A 16,183-nucleotide genomic window follows, 5' to 3' on the forward strand; every position below is an offset into this window, starting at 1 on the left:
CAGCGATGAGGCCAGCACTTTCAACATTGATTTCGCCTGACACTTAGCCATCGCTGGCAAGCCAGCTCCCACAAGGTTCTCAGTCAGCAGCAAGAATATGGGGGCTACTGACCACCGTCGCATACTCCCCATCCAGATTCCCCAACGACATCGCATGCACCTCCTCCGCCGAGCGCAACGTGCCGAAATAATCCGCCTTGTCGAAGGTAAAACACGCATCCTCCGCCACCCAGGCATCAAACCCCAGATTGCCCGCCGTGCGCGCCGTGGACTCCACCGAGTTGTTGGTTGCTACGCCTACGATCAGCAACTGCTCGATCCCCGCCTCACGCAATCGCGCCTCCAGCCCCGTCGCACAAAACGCATCCGGCACTTGTTTCTGGATCAGCCATTCGCCGTCCTGCGGCAAAAACTTTTCCTGAAACTCCACCCCCGACTGCTCCGGCCAGAACACTGAGTCCGGCGAACGCGACAGATGCTGCACATGAATCACGGGGCGTCCGTTACGTCGCCAAAACCCCAGCAGATCGAGGATGCGCGCTTCTGCCTCAGGATTATTGCGCCGCCCCAGACGTGGATGCAGGATGCCTTTTTGCTGGTCGATGATGATCAGCGCGGTATTGGCCTTCAGCTCCATGGCGATATTTCTCACTCGGGGTCATTGAATTTTCCGCAGTTCAGCATCACCTCATCCTGTGAAGCAAGCTATCGAACACACAGGACGACCTGATGCCGGCGTTTGCTGTCCGCGAGCAAGCCATCCCTGATTTGGAGCTTTCCATGATCGACCTGTATTACTGGACCACCCCCAACGGCCATAAAATCTCGCTGTTCCTCGAAGAAGCCGGCCTCGCCTACAAGGTGAACCCGATCAACATCAGTCAGGGTGAGCAGTTCCAGCCGCACTTCCTGAAAATCTCCCCGAACAACCGCATTCCAGCCATCGTCGACCATGAGCCTGCCGATGGCGGCGAACCGTTGTCAGTGTTCGAGTCCGGGGCGATCCTGCTGTATCTGGCCGAGAAGACCGGGAAATTCCTGCCCAAGGATCTGCGCGGCCGGCAAACGGCGCTGCAATGGTTGTTCTGGCAGATGGGCGGACTGGGGCCGATGGCTGGGCAGAATCATCATTTCAGCCAGTTCGCGCCGGAGAAGATTCCGTATGCGATCAAGCGCTATATCGATGAGACCGCGCGTCTGTACGGCGTTCTGGACAAGCAATTGGCGAGTCATGAGTTCGTCGCCGGCAGCGAATACAGCATCGCTGACATGGCAATCTACCCGTGGATCGTTTCCCACAAGTGGCAGAGCCAGAATCTTGAGGACTTCCCCAACGTGCAGCGCTGGTTCAACCACATCAAGGATCGCCCGGCGACCGTGAACGCGTACGCGCTGGTGCAGAAGATCAACCCGCCGAAATCCTGATTGAAGATCAAAAGATTGCAGCGTGCCGCAGCTCCTACCTTGGAATGCATTCCCCTGTAGGAGCTGCGGCACGCTGCGATCTTTTCCGTTCGACCATCAAATGAAGAAATAACCCCCGTCTCCGCTTGCGCGGCACCCTCCTGCTCTCTAACGTAGCGCCTTTACTGATGCTACCCCCCGCAGGAGCTTTGCCATGGCCTCGCCAGCCCTTTCACATTTTCTTCCCCGGTTCGGCGTTGCCACAGCAGTGGCCGGTGTTTTGAGCCTGACCGGTTGTCAGACCTGGAACACTCAGGACACCCTCCCGCCGACCTCCGGTGTGCAGCCGCTCAAGGGCCTGGCGCAGAACGTTTCGGTGCGCCGCAATGCCATGGGCATGCCGCTGATCGAGAGCAACACGTTCCACGATGCGTTGTTTTCCCTCGGCTACGTGCATGCCAGCGACCGCATCAACCAAATGGTCACCCTGCGCCTGCTCGCACAGGGCCGTCTGGCGGAAATGTCCGGCCCGTCGATGCTCGACGCCGACCGCTACATGCGTGCGGTCAATCTGAAGAAAAGCGCCGGCGAGCTGTATAAAGCCTCGTCGCCACGCCTCAAGCGTTTCTTCGAAGTCTATGCGCGGGGCGTCAACGCCTACCTGTTCCGCTATGCCGACAAGTTGCCGGGCGACCTCGCCTCCAGCGGTTACAAGCCTGAATACTGGAAACCGGAAGATTCGGCGCTGATCTTCGCCCTGCTGAATTTCAGCCAGTCGGCCAACCTGCCGGAAGAAATCTCCTCGCTGGTGCTCGCCCAAAGCGTCACTACCGACAAACTCGCCTGGCTGACCCCGTCCGCCCCGGACGAGAACCTGCAACAGGCCGAAGCCGACAAACTGCAAGGCCTCAAGCTCAACGGGCAGATTCCCGGTTTGACCGAACTGAGCAACGCCAGCCAGCAACTGTCAGCGATGAATCTGCTCGGCGCCGCGTCGTCGAATAACTGGGCAATCGCCCCGCAACGCAGCCGCAGCGGCAAGAGCCTGCTGGCCAGCGATAGCCATGGCCCGTTGGCCGCGCCGTCGCTGTGGACTTTCGTGCAGATCCGCGCGCCGAAATATCAGGCCGCTGGCGTGACCGTCGCCGGTCTGCCAATGGTGCTGGGCGGGTTCAACGGCAAAGTGGCATGGAGCATGACCAGCGTGCTCGGCGACAACCAGGATCTGTTCCTGGAAAAAATCCGCCGTCAGGGCAGCAGTCTCACCTACGAAGTCAACGGCAAGTGGCAACCGCTGGCCGTGCGCAACGAAACCTATTTCGTCAAAGGCCAGCGGCCGATTCGCGAAGCGGTGTACGAAACCCGTCATGGCGCGCTGCTCAACAGCGCCCAGGCAGCGGCGCAAGGCAGCGGCTTCGGTCTGGCCTTGCAGACGCCGAGCTTCACCGACGACAAATCGCTGGACGCATTTTTTGATCTGACCCGCGCCCAGACCGTCGAACGTGCTTCGGACGCCAGCCGGGAAATCCGCGCCATCGCCCTGAATCTGGTGTTCGCCGACGCCAGCAATATCGGCTGGCAGGTCACCGGACGTTTCCCTAACCGCCGTGAAGGCGAAGGGCTGCTGCCGTCGCCGGGCTGGGAAGGTCGTTATGACTGGGACGGTTACGCCGACCCGATGCTGCACCCGTACGATCAAGACCCGGCCCAAGGCTGGCTCGGCACTGCAAATCAGCGCGTGATCCCGCACGGCTACGGCATGCAATTGTCGAACTCGTGGGCCGCGCCGGAGCGTGGCGAGCGTCTGGCTGAACTGGCCGGCAGCGGCAAGCACGACAGCCGCAGCGTGATCGCCATGCAGTATGACCAGAGCACCACGTTCGCCGCCAAATTGAAGAAAATGTTCGAAGCGCCGGGCATGGCACAACCGCTGAAAAAAGCCATTGAAGCGCTGCCGGAAGCAGACCGCAGCAAAGCGCGCGAGGCGTTTACTCGTTTGATGGCGTTCGACGGCAAGCTCAGCCCGACCTCCGCTGACGCAGCGATTTATGAGCTGTTCCTGCAAGAAAGCATGAAGCAGATCTTCCTTGACGAACTGGGCCCTGAGAGCGGTCCGGCGTGGAAAGCCTTTATCGCCAATGGTGATCTGTCGTACTCGGCGCAAGCCGATCATCTGCTGGGCCGTGAGGACAGTCCATTCTGGGACGACATCCGCACGCCGCAAAAAGAAGACAAGCCAACCATCCTCGCCCGCAGCCTGGCGGCGGCGATCAGCGCCGGTGACAGCCAGTTGGGCAGCGATCATCGCGCCTGGCAGTGGGGCAAGCTGCACAGCTACACCTGGAAAAACGCCAGCGGCCAGACCGTTCGCGGCCCGGTTGCAGCGGGCGGCGACCACACCACGCTCAACACCGCCGCGTTTGCCTGGGGTCAGGACTTCAGCACCACGCGTGCGCCGTCGATGCGTTTCATTGTCGACTTTGGCCAGAGCGAGCCACTGATGGGGCAGAACGGCACTGGCCAGTCGGGCAATCCGGTCAGCCCGAATTACCTGAATGGCATCGATGCCTGGCTGAAGGGGCAGTACATCGGTTTGCCGATGCAGCCGCAGAACTTTGATCGGGTGTACGGTAAAACCCGCCTGACCCTTACCCCGGGCAAGTAACACACGCCCCCCTGTAGGAGTGAGCCTGCTCGCGATAGCGGTAAGACGTTCAACATTGAAGTGTCAGACCCACCGCCATCGCGAGCAGGCTCACTCCCACATTTGTTTTGTGTCGCCTTCAAAAGCAATCGATAGAACTTCCGACCCCGCGCCAACCTCATAGCTAACAAGCCCCCCATTCTGGTAACGACATGGACCTTGTTATCGCCCGTCCCGAAGGCCTGTATTGCCCGGCCGGTGACTTCTATATTGACCCCTGGCGCCCGGTCGAGCGCTCGGTCATCACCCATGCCCATGGCGATCATGCGCGCACCGGCAATCAGCATTACCTGGCGTCCAGCGCCAGCGAAGGCATTCTGCGTGCCCGGCTCGGCGACGATATCAACCTGCAAACCCTCGCTTACGGCCAACGCCTGACCCATCACGGCGTGACCTTGAGTTTCCATCCTGCCGGCCATGTGCTCGGCTCGGCTCAGGTGCGTCTGGAATACGGCGGCGAAGTCTGGGTCGCTTCCGGCGATTACAAAATCGAGCCCGACGGCACCTGCGCGCCGTTCGAACCGGTGCGCTGCCACACTTTCATCACCGAGTCGACCTTCGGCCTGCCGATCTATCGCTGGCAGCCGCAAGCGCAGGTGTTCAGCGAGATCAACCAGTGGTGGCAGGCGAATATCGCTGCCGGCAAGGCCAGCGTGCTGTTCTGCTACTCATTCGGCAAAGCGCAACGGATTCTCCACGGCATCGACGCCAGCCTCGGCCCGATTCTCAGCCACGGCGCGGTCGAGCCGCTGAACCGGGTCTATCGCGAGGCCGGCGTGTATTTGCCGCCAACGATCTATGCCGGCGACGTGAAAAAGAGCGATCCGATCATGCGTCAGGCATTGGTCATCGCCCCGCCGTCGGCCGGTGGCAGTGGCTGGATGCGGCGTTTCGGCGACTACAGCGACGCGTTCGCCAGTGGCTGGATGCGCCTGCGCGGTACACGTCGCCGGCGCGGGGTGGATCGTGGTTTTGTGCTGTCCGATCACGCCGACTGGCCCGGCCTGTTGTGGGCCATCGAACAGACCGGCGCCGAACGGGTGATGGTCACCCACGGTTCGATTGGTGTGCTGGTGCGGCATCTGCGCGAACAAGGTCTGGATGCCCAAGGCTTCAATACCGAGTACGGCGATGACGAAGAAGACAATATCGCCACCGAGCCCGCTGTCGCCGAGGTGCAAGCATGAAGGCATTCGCCGGGTTGTACGCCGAACTCGACGCCACCACATCGAGCAATGCCAAACTCGCGGCGATGCAAACGTACTTTGCCCAGGCTGCGCCGGAAGATGCGGCGTGGGCGGTGTACTTTTTGTCCGGTGGCCGGCCTCGGCAATTGGTGCCGGTGCGGATTCTGCGCGAACTGGCGGTCGAGATGTCCGGGCTGGCGCCATGGCTGTTCGAGGAAAGTTACCAAGCGGTAGGCGATCTGGCGGAAACCATCTCGCTGGTGCTACCGGAAAACCTCCACAGCTCTGACGCCGGCCTCGCCGAATGGATCGAGGACAAACTGCTGCCGCTGCGCGGTGAAACCCCGGAATATCTCGCCCGACAGTTACCCGCGTTATGGGCGCAACTGGATCGCTCCAGCCTGATGCTGTGCATCAAATTGATCACCGGCAGTTTCCGCGTCGGTGTTTCGAAATTGCTGGTGACCCGCGCACTGGCCTCGATGGCCGGGATCGACAGCAAACGCGTCGCGCAACGGATGGTGGGTTACACCGACCTGTCCAACCGGCCGAACGCAGCAAGTTATCTGAAGCTGATCGCGCCAGAATCTTCCGACGAACATGCACAACGCGGTGGTCAGCCCTACCCGTTTTTTCTCGCCCACGCCTTGGCGCAACCGGTCGAAGAGTTCGAGGCGCTATTGGGGCCGGCGAGCAATTGGCAGGTGGAGTGGAAGTGGGATGGCATCCGTTCGCAAGTGGTCAAGCGCGATGGCCGATTGTGGGTCTGGTCGCGCGGTGAGGACCTGGTCACCGAGCGCTTCCCGGAACTCGACACGCTGGTGCACGGTTTGCCCGACGGCACGGTGATCGACGGCGAAATCGTAGTCTGGAAAAGCACCCATCCGACCACCGAAGACGCTTTCGATCCGCAATCGATTACGCCGCCAGCGGTGCAACCGTTCGCCTTGCTCCAGCAACGGATCGGCCGCAAGACCCTCGACCGGAAAATCCTCGAAGAGGTACCGGTGGTGGTGCTCGCCTACGACCTGCTGGAATGGCAAGGCGAGGATTGGCGCAATCGCACGCAGGCAGAACGACGGGCGCAACTGGAACAAGTGGTCGCGCAGTGCAACAGCCCGGTGTTGTTGCCGTCGCCAGTGCTGACCGGCAGCGACTGGTTCGACCTCGCCCGTCAGCGTGAAGCTTCGCGGCGTCTGGGTGTCGAGGGCATGATGCTCAAGGCTCGCGATGCGTTGTATGGGGTTGGCCGCACCAAGGACATGGGCGTGTGGTGGAAGTGGAAAGTCGATCCGTTCAGCGTTGATGCGGTGCTGATTTATGCGCAGCGCGGGCATGGCCGGCGCGCCAGTCTCTACAGCGATTACACCTTCGCCGTGTGGGACGGCCCGCCCGAGGCCAGTCAACGTGCACTGGTGCCATTCGCAAAAGCCTATTCGGGGCTGACCGATGCGCAGATGCGCGAGGTCGACATTATTGTGCGCAAGACCACCGTGGAGAAATTCGGCCCGGTCAGCAGCGTCACGCCGAGTCTGGTGTTTGAACTGGGCTTTGAGGGAATTGCCCTGTCGCGACGGCACAAGAGCGGGATCGCCGTGCGCTTCCCGCGCATGCTGCGCTGGCGTCAGGACAAGACTGTGGATGAAGCGGACAGTCTGGCGACGCTGCAAGACCTGCTGGCCTGACCCGGTTTCCGGGGACAAACCTCTTTTTTTCCCAAATGAACTACCCGTGGCGAGGGGATTTATCCCCGTTCTCCTGCGCAGCAGTCGTAAATCCTGCTCCAGTGATTCAACTGAAATATTGCAGGGGGCCGCTTCGCTGCCCAACGGGGATAAATCCCCTCGCCACAATGATTAGCTAAACCTCCAGATCTGCGATCTTGAACCGAGATGGTGCACCCCATTCCCGATGCCCGTTTTCGTGCATCAATCCTCAGCTACTCTCCCTGTCCTCGACCTTTTAAACGCTCGTTCGGGACTCTGGTTCGGAAATTGCTACTTTCTATAGGTCGTACGCGTACCAGTAACAATAATTCTGCGCCACAAGCGCTCATATTGGTTCTTAGGGATTGAATAATGAAAAAAGCATTGCTGACCCTTTCTGCACTGGCGTTGTGCATGGCCGCCGGCTCCGCGCTGGCCAAGGAATACAAAGAGCTGCGCTTTGGCGTTGACCCTTCGTACGCACCGTTCGAGTCGAAAGCGGCCGATGGCAGCCTGGTGGGCTTCGACGTCGATCTGGGCAACGCGATTTGCGCCGAGCTGAAGGTCAAGTGCAAATGGGTTGAAAGTGACTTTGACGGCATGATTCCGGGCCTCAACGCCAACAAATTCGACGGCGTGATCTCGTCGATGACCGTGACCCCGGCCCGTGAAAAGGCGATCGATTTCTCCAGCGAACTGTTCTCCGGCCCGACTTCCTACGTGTTCAAGAAGGGTTCCGGCCTGAGCGATGACGTGGCTTCCCTCAAGGGCAAGTCCGTCGGTTACGAGCAGGGCACCATTCAGGAAGCCTATGCCAAAGCCGTACTGGAGAAGGCCGGGGTGAAAATCCAGGCGTATGCCAACCAGGACCAGGTTTACGCTGACCTGAAAAACGGCCGTCTCGATGCTTCGATTCAGGACATGCTGCAAGCCGAACTGGGCTTTTTGAAGTCCCCGGATGGCGCAAACTACGAAGTCAGCAAGCCAGTCGACAGCGAATTGCTGCCGGCCAAAACGGCGGTCGGTATTAAGAAAGGTAACAAAGAGCTGAAAGCACTTTTGGATAAAGGTATCAAAGCGTTACACGACGATGGCACCTACGCCACCATTCAGAAGAAACACTTTGGCGATCTGAATCTGTACAGCGGCAAATAATGCCCCGGCGCCCATCATTCGATGGGCGCCTTTTTCATCCGCTCAGGTTGCTGATTTATGCTCGAAAATCTCTTACAAAATCTGGGGCTCTCTGCCTTCAGCCTCAAGGGCTTCGGTCCGTTGCTGTTGGAAGGCACCTGGATGACCATCAAATTGTCGGCGTTGTCGCTGCTGGTGGCCGTGTTGCTCGGCCTGCTGGGCGCCAGTGCCAAACTGTCGAAATCGAAACTGCTGCGCCTGCCTGCCCAGCTCTACACCACGCTGATTCGCGGGGTACCGGATCTGGTGCTGATGCTGTTGATCTTCTACAGCCTGCAAACCTGGCTGACCGCTCTGACCGATGTCATGGAGTGGGATTACATCGAGATCGACTCCTTCACTGCCGGGGTGATTACCCTGGGCTTCATTTATGGTGCGTATTTCACCGAAACCTTCCGTGGCGCGATTCTCGCCGTGCCTCGCGGTCAGGTCGAAGCGGCCACCGCCTATGGCCTCAAACGCGGCCAGCGTTTCCGTTTCGTGGTGTTCCCGCAAATGATGCGCTTCGCCCTGCCGGGCATCGGCAACAACTGGATGGTGATGCTCAAGGCCACCGCGCTGGTGTCGATCATCGGCCTCGCCGATCTGGTCAAGGCTGCGCAGGACGCCGGTAAAAGCACTTATCAACTGTTCTACTTCCTGGTAATTGCCGCGTTGATCTACCTGTTGATCACCAGTGCCTCAAACTTCATTCTGCGCAGGCTCGAACGGCGTTACGCCGCCGGTGCCCGGGAGGCCGTACGATGATCGAACTCCTGCAGGAATACTGGAAACCCTTCCTTTATACCGACGGTAACAACATCACCGGTCTGGCGATGACCATGTGGCTGCTCAGTGCCTCGATCTTCATCGGGTTCCTTGCCTCGATTCCGCTGTCGATTGCCCGGGTTTCGCCGCACTTCTATATCCGCTGGCCGGTGCAGTTTTACACCTACCTGTTCCGCGGCACGCCGCTCTACATCCAGTTGCTGATTTGCTACACCGGCATCTATAGCCTGGCCGCCGTGCGTGCGCAGCCGATGCTCGACAGCTTCTTTCGCGATGCGATGAACTGCACGATCCTCGCCTTTGCCCTGAACACCTGCGCCTACACCACGGAGATTTTCGCCGGGGCGATCCGCAGCATGAACCACGGCGAAGTCGAAGCGGCCAAGGCTTACGGCCTGACTGGCTGGAAGCTGTATGCCTACGTGATCATGCCTTCGGCCCTGCGCCGTTCGTTGCCGTATTACAGCAACGAAGTGATCCTGATGCTGCACTCGACCACCGTGGCCTTCACCGCGACCATCCCCGACATCCTGAAAGTCGCCCGGGACGCCAACTCGGCGACCTACCTGACCTTTCAGTCGTTCGGCATCGCCGCGCTGATCTACCTGACCATTACCTTTGCGCTGGTCGGCCTGTTCCGCCTCGCCGAACGCCGATGGCTGGCCTTCCTCGGCCCGACTCACTAGGACCTTTCTGAAATGCGCCACCAGATTCATGACCTGCTGGCCCCGCTGCCGGGGACCGCACGACAGATTCATAGCTTCCACTTCGGCCCGGAGCAGGCCAAAGGCAAGATCTACATCCAGTCCTCGCTGCACGCCGACGAACTGCCCGGCATGCTCGTGGCCTGGCATCTCAAGCAGCGTCTGACGGAGCTGGAAGCCGCCGGGCGCCTGCGCAGCGAAATCGTGCTGGTGCCGGTGGCCAATCCCGTCGGCCTCGAACAAGTGCTGATGGACGTGCCGCTGGGTCGTTACGAGCTGGAGAGCGGGCAGAACTTCAATCGCTGGTTCGTCGATCTGAGCGAAGAAATCGGCAACGATATCGAAGCAAAGCTCGGCGACGATCCGCAGCGCAATCTCGAACTGATCCGCACCAGCCTGCGCAACGCCCTCGCCCGCCACACTGCCAGCACCCAATTGCAGTCCCAGCGCCTGACCCTGCAACGGCTGGCCTGTGATGCGGATATGGTTTTGGACCTGCATTGTGACTTCGAATCCGTGGTGCATCTGTACACCACGCCGGAAGCGTGGCCACAGGTTGAACCACTGGCGCGTTACATCGAATCGCAGGCAAGTCTGTTGGCCACCGATTCCGGCGGTCAGTCGTTCGACGAATGCTTCACGCTGCTGTGGTGGCAATTGAAGGAACGCTTCGGCGAACACTTCGAGATTCCGCTGGGCAGCTTCTCGGTGACCGTCGAGTTGCGCGGCCAGGGCGACGTCAATCACCCGATGGCCAGCCGTGACTGTCAGGCGTTGCTGGATTATCTGGTGCACTTCGGCGCCATCGTCGGCGAACCGGCTGAGTTGCCGGCATTGCCGTATCCGGCCACGCCGCTGGCGGGTGTCGAACCGGTAGTCACTCCGGTTGGCGGACTGCTGGTGTACACCGCTGCAGCCGGGCAATACCTCGAAGCCGGGCAGCAAATCGCCGAAATCATTGACCCGATCAGTAATCGGGTCACCCCTGTTCATTGCTCCGCCGCCGGCCTGATGTACGCCCGCTCGCTGCGGCGCATGGCCACTGCCGGCATGGTGATCGCGCACGTCGCGGGCACCGAAGCCTATCGCAGCGGCTACCTACTTTCGCCTTGAGGATGTCTGTCCCATGTACAAACTGACCGTTGAAAACCTGCACAAAAGCTACGGCGACCATCAGGTGCTCAAAGGCGTTTCGCTCAAGGCCAAAACCGGTGACGTGATCAGTCTGATCGGCGCCAGCGGCTCGGGCAAAAGCACCTTTTTGCGCTGCATCAACTTTCTCGAACAACCCAACGACGGCGCGATGAGCCTCGATGGCCAGACCATCCGTATGGTCACCGACCGCCACGGCATGCACGTCGCCGATGCCAATGAACTGCAACGCCTGCGCACCCGTCTGGCGATGGTCTTTCAGCACTTCAACCTGTGGAGCCACATGACCGTGCTGGAAAACATCACCATGGCCCCGCGCCGGGTGTTGGGTTGCAGCAAGCAGGAAGCCGACGACCGTGCCCGGCGCTATCTGGACAAGGTCGGCCTGCCGGCGCGGGTCGCCGATCAGTACCCGGCATTTCTCTCGGGTGGTCAGCAACAGCGCGTGGCGATTGCCCGGGCGCTGGCAATGGAGCCGGAAGTCATGCTGTTCGACGAACCGACTTCGGCGCTTGACCCGGAATTGGTCGGGGAAGTGCTGCGAGTGATTCAGGGCCTGGCCGAAGAAGGCCGGACGATGATCATGGTCACCCATGAAATGAGTTTTGCGCGCAAGGTATCGAGCCAGGTGCTGTTCCTGCATCAGGGTCTCGTAGAAGAGGAAGGCGCCCCGGACGATGTGCTCGGCAATCCAAAGAGCGAACGCCTCAAGCAATTCCTCAGCGGCAACCTCAAGTAACCCCGGCACCTTGTAGGAGTGAGCCTGCTCGCGATAGCAATCGTTCAGACGCATGGATGCTGAATGTTCTGACCCTATCGCGAGCAGGCTCACTCATACAAAAGCACGTCCTGCCCGCCTGAAAGATCAAACTTGTCCGCCCCCGACGTGGTCACTGAAGGAACACCTTCAGAGCGCACGCCGCCGGCATGGCAACCTCTCCCGACTTGGCAAAACACTGGTTCAGCGCTCGCGGCTGGAAGCCGTTCGCCTTTCAGAAACAAGTGTGGGCCGCGGTCAAACGCGGTGAATCGGGCTTGCTCCACGCCAGCACTGGCGCCGGTAAGACTTATGCGGTGTGGTTTGCGGCGCTCAATCGCTTTGCAAAAGCTTCTCCTGCCACTGAAACCACCCGCAAACGCCAACCACCGGCAGAACCGCTGACCGTGCTGTGGATCACCCCGATGCGCGCACTGGCTGCCGACACCGCACGCGCCCTGCAAACGCCTGTGGATGACCTGCACATCAACTGGAGCATCGGCCTGCGCACCGGCGATACCGGCAGCAGTGAACGCGCCCGCCAGAGCCGACGCCTGCCAACCACGCTGATCACCACCCCGGAAAGCTTGACGCTGATGCTCGCCCGCGCCGACGCGCAAACCGCGTTATCGACGCTGCGAATGGTGGTGGTGGATGAATGGCACGAATTGCTCGGCAACAAACGCGGCGTACAACTGCAATTGGCGCTCGCCCGATTGCGGCGCTGGCAGCCGGAGCTGATCGTCTGGGGTGTTTCCGCCACGCTGGGGAATCAGGCCCACGCCGAACAGGTGCTTATCCCACAGGGCGGCGGCGTGAGTGTGCAGGGTCAAAGCGAAAAAACGCTGCTGGTCGATACCTTGCTCCCACCGACTATCGAGCGTTTTCCCTGGGCCGGACACATCGGGCTGAAAATGCTGCCGCAAGTGGTCGCCGAACTGGAGACCAGCGCCAGCACGCTGGTCTTCACCAACACCCGTGCGCAATCGGAAATCTGGTATCAGGCGCTGCTTGAAGCGCGGCCGGACTGGGCGGGGTTGATCGCGTTGCATCACAGTTCGCTGTCCCGCGACACTCGTAATTGGGTCGAGCAGGCATTGAAGGACGGCCAACTGAAAGCGGTGGTCTGCACTTCAAGTCTGGATCTCGGCGTGGATTTCCTGCCGGTCGAACGCGTGCTGCAAATCGGCTCAGCGAAAGGCGTGGCGCGGCTGATGCAACGCGCCGGCCGCTCCGGCCACGCCCCGGGGCGCACTTCGCGGGTGACACTGGTGCCGACTCACAGCCTCGAATTGATTGAAGCTGCCGCCGCTGCCGACGCGGTGGAACAACGAAGGATCGAACCGCGACTGTCACCGCACAAGCCGCTGGATGTACTGGTGCAACATCTGGTCAGCATGGCGCTAGGTGGCGGATTTCTTCCCGAGGAGCTGTACGAAGAAGTCCGTGGGGCCTGGGCTTATCGTGACCTGACACTCGCAGATTGGGCCTGGGCGCTGGCTTTCGTACGTCATGGCGGGATGTCTCTGACGGCCTATCCGGACTATCGCCGGGTCGAACCGGACGAACACGGTGTCTGGCGAGTGCCCGATGCTCGCTTGGCGCGGCGGCATCGCATGAGCATCGGCACCATCGTCAGCGACGCGAGCATCAATCTGAAGTTCTGGAGCAAGGGCGGCGGTGGCAAGCAGTTGGGCAGTGTCGAGGAAGGGTTTATCGCGCGGCTGAAACCGGGTGACGGTTTTCTGTTCGCCGGGCGTCTGCTGGAATTGGTGCGGGTCGAGAACATGACCGCTTATGTCAAACGCAGCAGCGCGAAGAAGGCCGCCGTGCCGCGCTGGAATGGCGGCCGGATGCCGCTCTCCAATGAACTGGCCGAGGCCGTGGTCAGACGTTTCAGTGCGGCGGCGCGGGGCGAATTCGCCGGGCCGGAGATGCAGGCGCTGCAACCGCTGCTCGAAACCCAGGCGCGCTGGTCTGGCTTGCCCACCACCGACAGCCTACTGGCCGAGGTGCTGAAATCCCGCGAAGGCTGGCACCTTTTCCTCTACCCGTTTGCCGGACGACAGGTGCATCTGGGGCTCGCGAGTCTGCTGGCGTGGCGGAGCAGTCAGCGCCAGCCGCTGACGTTCTCGATTGCGGTCAATGATTACGGTCTGGAATTGCTCAGCGCCACGCCGGTTGACTGGACGCAGCAACTGAACCCGGCGCTGCTCAGCCCGGATCATCTGCTGACGGATGTTCTGGCCAGTCTCAATGCCGGTGAACTGGCACTGCGACGCTTCCGGGAGATCGCCCGAATTGCCGGGCTGGTGTTCGCCGGTTACCCCGGTGCGCCAAAAAGCACCCGTCAGGTGCAGGCCTCCAGCGGACTGTTTTTTGAAGTATTCAAACAATACGACGCCGATAACCTGTTGCTGGCTCAGGCCGGGGAAGAAGTCCTGCGGGAAGAACTGGATATTCGTCGCCTGGAGCAGACTCTGGAACGGATCAACCGAATGAAACTGGACTTGCACCTGATCAAACATCCTACGCCGCTCGGATTCCCGCTGCTGGTCGAGCGCATGCGTGAAAGCATGAGCTCGGAAAAACTCGCCGACCGCATCAGGCGCATGGTCGGCGACCTGGAGAAATCTGCCGACAATGGAAAAATTCGATGAGTGCGCCCTATCCTGTACGTCTGGCGGGCGAAGAACTCTGGTTATTGCCGGAGAAAGCGCTGTACTGGCCAGCACAACAGGCGCTGTTGATCGCCGACGTGCACTTTGGCAAAGCGGCGGCTTATCGCAGCCTCGGCCAACCGGTGCCACAGGGCACGACGGCAAGCAACATTGAAGTGATCGACCGGTTGCTGGCGAAACTGCCCTGCCGGCAGCTGATATTTCTTGGCGACTTTCTCCATGGGCCCGGCTCACATGCGGCCGGAACGCTTAACGCGTTAGCTGAATGGCGAGCGCGACATATTGATCTGCCTATGACGCTGATTCGCGGCAACCACGACAAACGTGCTGGAGATCCGCCCCTTTCGTTGAACATACGGGTGGTGCCGGAACCGCTATTGCTCGGGCCGTTTGCCTTGCAGCACGAACCTGATCCACATCCAGAACGGCACGTGCTGGCGGGCCACGTGCACCCGGTCTATCGACTCAACGGCAGAGGCCGGCAGAGTCTGCGGCTGGCATGCTTCAAACTTGGCGAGCGTCTCAGCCTGCTACCGGCGTTTGGGGCCTTTACCGGCGGCTATCCGGTCGAACGTGACGACCGTTGCAGGATCTTTGTCATTGGCGATAACGAAATATGGCCAGTCAGTTGACTGGCCATATGCGCTGACAGGATCAAGCAACAGGCGCCGGTGGCGGCTCGTCCGGCAGCGTCGGTTCGCCCGGCTCGGTCGGTTGCTCGTTGGGGGTATCGGGATCGGGTTGACCGGGAATCCCACCGGCCATGCTCAGCGGTGGGTGTGCCAACAAGGACCAGGCTAAAACGCCAATCTGATTGGGCTCAAGCCTTGCCAGTTCGGCGGTGATATGCGGATCGATCTTCATGGAGCACTCCTCGGCGAAGGCCCGCTTTGCCAGAAGCAAAAACGGGCAGTACACCCCATAGAGTGTCTGCCCGCCAAAGAATTCCCGACATCCGCCGGATGGACTATCAGGTACGCGGCAGAGTTACGCCACGCTGGCCCTGATATTTGCCACCGCGATCCTTGTAGGAAACTTCACATTCTTCATCGGATTCGAGGAAGAGCATCTGCGCCACGCCTTCGTTGGCGTAGATCTTCGCCGGCAGGTTGGTGGTGTTGGAGAATTCCAGGGTCACGTGACCTTCCCACTCAGGCTCGAGCGGGGTGACGTTGACGATGATGCCGCAGCGCGCGTAGGTGCTTTTACCCAGGCAGATGGTCAATACGTTGCGCGGAATGCGGAAGTATTCGACGGTGCTGGCCAGCGCGAACGAGTTCGGCGGAATGATGCAGACGTCGCTGTGGACGTCGACGAAGCTGCCCGGGTCGAAGTTTTTTGGATCGACGATGGACGAGTTGATGTTGGTGAACACCTTGAAATGATTGGTGCAACGCACATCGTAACCGTAGCTCGACACACCGTAGGAGATCACACGGTTGTCGTCATTGCCGCGCACTTGGCGCTCGACGAACGGTTCGATCATGCCGTGTTCCTGCGCCATGCGGCGAATCCACTTGTCCGATTTGATGCTCATGGCGGGTGTCCTGAATAGCGAGGTGGAAAAAATCTGTCCGGCATCTTACCGGGCGCGCAGCCGGGTTCAAAGTGCGCGGTGCAATTCTCGCCGATCCTCCCTTATTTACTCGGTCTGACGACGAACCGTCACACCGTCGATCCCAAAATAAGAGAAACCTTCGCAAGAAGCATTGGCACGTCTCGGAAAAAGGGTTAAGGTGGCGCCACTGTGCTGCTTGTGTCACTGAGAATCTCTACACGATATGTTGAATTTCGATCCAACCATCTACAAGAATTTTTCCTGCTCTTTGCACTCAGTCTCGGCCAGGGTTCTTCCTGCGTCGCAGTTATCTTTGTTCAAGGAGTTACACAAAGATAACTGCGACGCAGGAAGAACCCTGGCCGAGA

Annotated in this window: 14 protein-coding genes; 11 read left to right on the top strand and 3 right to left on the bottom strand. The window is 60.2% G+C overall.

Going from position 1 to position 16,183, the window contains the following annotated elements; genetic code table 11:
• Positions 1-79: 79 nt before the first annotated feature.
• Complete coding sequence (locus tag ACIOZM_RS20365) at positions 80-637, bottom strand: cysteine hydrolase family protein (RefSeq protein ID WP_401216642.1); 558 nt, start codon at positions 635-637, stop codon at positions 80-82.
• Positions 638-780: 143 nt separating this feature from the next.
• Between ACIOZM_RS20365 and ACIOZM_RS20370 the strand changes: the two genes are divergently transcribed.
• The 11 genes from ACIOZM_RS20370 (at position 781) to pdeM (ending at position 14,889) form a co-directional block, all read left to right on the top strand.
• Complete coding sequence (locus tag ACIOZM_RS20370; RefSeq protein ID WP_401216644.1) at positions 781-1,425, top strand: glutathione binding-like protein; 645 nt, start codon at positions 781-783, stop codon at positions 1,423-1,425.
• A 193-nt stretch (positions 1,426-1,618) separates the two neighbouring features.
• Positions 1,619-4,069 carry a penicillin acylase family protein gene (locus ACIOZM_RS20375; protein ID WP_401216614.1) on the top strand — a complete coding sequence of 817 codons (2,451 nt, stop codon included), beginning with the start codon at positions 1,619-1,621 and terminating at the stop codon, positions 4,067-4,069.
• A 191-nt stretch (positions 4,070-4,260) separates the two neighbouring features.
• Complete coding sequence (locus tag ACIOZM_RS20380; protein ID WP_401216616.1) at positions 4,261-5,295, top strand: ligase-associated DNA damage response exonuclease; 1,035 nt, start codon at positions 4,261-4,263, stop codon at positions 5,293-5,295.
• A complete protein-coding gene (locus tag ACIOZM_RS20385) occupies positions 5,292-6,980 on the top strand; it encodes an ATP-dependent DNA ligase (RefSeq protein WP_401216618.1) in 1,689 nt (562 codons plus the stop codon). Before ACIOZM_RS20380 ends, ACIOZM_RS20385 begins: the two co-directional genes overlap by 4 nt.
• Positions 6,981-7,373: 393 nt before the next feature.
• Positions 7,374-8,156 carry a transporter substrate-binding domain-containing protein gene (locus ACIOZM_RS20390; RefSeq protein ID WP_401216620.1) on the top strand — a complete coding sequence of 261 codons (783 nt, stop codon included), beginning with the start codon at positions 7,374-7,376 and terminating at the stop codon, positions 8,154-8,156.
• Between the two features lie 57 nt (positions 8,157-8,213).
• Positions 8,214-8,942 (top strand): ABC transporter permease, encoded by a 729-nt coding sequence (locus ACIOZM_RS20395; protein WP_401216622.1) that lies wholly within the window; start codon positions 8,214-8,216, stop codon positions 8,940-8,942.
• On the top strand, positions 8,939-9,649 hold the full coding sequence (locus ACIOZM_RS20400; RefSeq protein WP_401216624.1) for an ABC transporter permease: 711 nt from the start codon (positions 8,939-8,941) through the stop codon (positions 9,647-9,649). Before ACIOZM_RS20395 ends, ACIOZM_RS20400 begins: the two co-directional genes overlap by 4 nt.
• 12 nt (positions 9,650-9,661) lie before the next feature.
• Positions 9,662-10,780 carry a succinylglutamate desuccinylase/aspartoacylase family protein gene (locus tag ACIOZM_RS20405; protein ID WP_401216626.1) on the top strand — a complete coding sequence of 373 codons (1,119 nt, stop codon included), beginning with the start codon at positions 9,662-9,664 and terminating at the stop codon, positions 10,778-10,780.
• 13 nt (positions 10,781-10,793) lie between these two features.
• Positions 10,794-11,558 carry an ABC transporter ATP-binding protein gene (locus ACIOZM_RS20410; RefSeq protein ID WP_401216628.1) on the top strand — a complete coding sequence of 255 codons (765 nt, stop codon included), beginning with the start codon at positions 10,794-10,796 and terminating at the stop codon, positions 11,556-11,558.
• Between the two features lie 188 nt (positions 11,559-11,746).
• Positions 11,747-14,236 (top strand): ligase-associated DNA damage response DEXH box helicase, encoded by a 2,490-nt coding sequence (locus ACIOZM_RS20415; protein ID WP_401216630.1) that lies wholly within the window; start codon positions 11,747-11,749, stop codon positions 14,234-14,236.
• Positions 14,233-14,889, top strand: coding sequence for a ligase-associated DNA damage response endonuclease PdeM (gene pdeM, locus ACIOZM_RS20420; protein ID WP_401216631.1), 657 nt, complete (start codon positions 14,233-14,235; stop codon positions 14,887-14,889). The genes ACIOZM_RS20415 and pdeM overlap by 4 nt, the downstream gene beginning before the upstream one ends.
• A 22-nt stretch (positions 14,890-14,911) precedes the next feature.
• Here the strand turns inward: pdeM and ACIOZM_RS20425 are convergent, their stop codons facing one another.
• Together ACIOZM_RS20425 and dcd are read right to left on the bottom strand one after the other, a co-directional pair.
• Positions 14,912-15,121: a hypothetical protein gene (locus tag ACIOZM_RS20425; protein WP_339454004.1), complete on the bottom strand. Its 210-nt coding sequence runs from the start codon at positions 15,119-15,121 to the stop codon at positions 14,912-14,914.
• A 106-nt stretch (positions 15,122-15,227) separates the two neighbouring features.
• Positions 15,228-15,794: a dCTP deaminase gene (gene dcd / locus ACIOZM_RS20430; RefSeq protein WP_129390062.1), complete on the bottom strand. Its 567-nt coding sequence runs from the start codon at positions 15,792-15,794 to the stop codon at positions 15,228-15,230.
• Between the last annotated feature and the right edge of the window lie 389 nt (positions 15,795-16,183).

The sequence above is a fragment of the Pseudomonas sp. NPDC087346 genome, from assembly GCF_044744235.1.
Classification (GTDB): domain Bacteria; phylum Pseudomonadota; class Gammaproteobacteria; order Pseudomonadales; family Pseudomonadaceae; genus Aquipseudomonas.

Excerpts from the sequence above, each read along its gene's own strand:
- ACIOZM_RS20365 (WP_401216642.1), bottom strand. The coding sequence starts at position 637 with ATGGAGCTGAAGGCCAATACCGCGCTGATCATCATCGACCAGCAAAAA.
- ACIOZM_RS20370 (WP_401216644.1), top strand. The coding sequence starts at position 781 with ATGATCGACCTGTATTACTGGACCACCCCCAACGGCCATAAAATCTCG.
- ACIOZM_RS20375 (WP_401216614.1), top strand. The coding sequence starts at position 1,619 with ATGGCCTCGCCAGCCCTTTCACATTTTCTTCCCCGGTTCGGCGTTGCC.
- ACIOZM_RS20380 (WP_401216616.1), top strand. The coding sequence starts at position 4,261 with ATGGACCTTGTTATCGCCCGTCCCGAAGGCCTGTATTGCCCGGCCGGT.
- ACIOZM_RS20385 (WP_401216618.1), top strand. The coding sequence starts at position 5,292 with ATGAAGGCATTCGCCGGGTTGTACGCCGAACTCGACGCCACCACATCG.
- ACIOZM_RS20390 (WP_401216620.1), top strand. The coding sequence starts at position 7,374 with ATGAAAAAAGCATTGCTGACCCTTTCTGCACTGGCGTTGTGCATGGCC.
- ACIOZM_RS20395 (WP_401216622.1), top strand. The coding sequence starts at position 8,214 with ATGCTCGAAAATCTCTTACAAAATCTGGGGCTCTCTGCCTTCAGCCTC.
- ACIOZM_RS20400 (WP_401216624.1), top strand. The coding sequence starts at position 8,939 with ATGATCGAACTCCTGCAGGAATACTGGAAACCCTTCCTTTATACCGAC.
- ACIOZM_RS20405 (WP_401216626.1), top strand. The coding sequence starts at position 9,662 with ATGCGCCACCAGATTCATGACCTGCTGGCCCCGCTGCCGGGGACCGCA.
- ACIOZM_RS20410 (WP_401216628.1), top strand. The coding sequence starts at position 10,794 with ATGTACAAACTGACCGTTGAAAACCTGCACAAAAGCTACGGCGACCAT.
- ACIOZM_RS20415 (WP_401216630.1), top strand. The coding sequence starts at position 11,747 with ATGGCAACCTCTCCCGACTTGGCAAAACACTGGTTCAGCGCTCGCGGC.
- pdeM (WP_401216631.1), top strand. The coding sequence starts at position 14,233 with ATGAGTGCGCCCTATCCTGTACGTCTGGCGGGCGAAGAACTCTGGTTA.
- ACIOZM_RS20425 (WP_339454004.1), bottom strand. The coding sequence starts at position 15,121 with ATGAAGATCGATCCGCATATCACCGCCGAACTGGCAAGGCTTGAGCCC.
- dcd (WP_129390062.1), bottom strand. The coding sequence starts at position 15,794 with ATGAGCATCAAATCGGACAAGTGGATTCGCCGCATGGCGCAGGAACAC.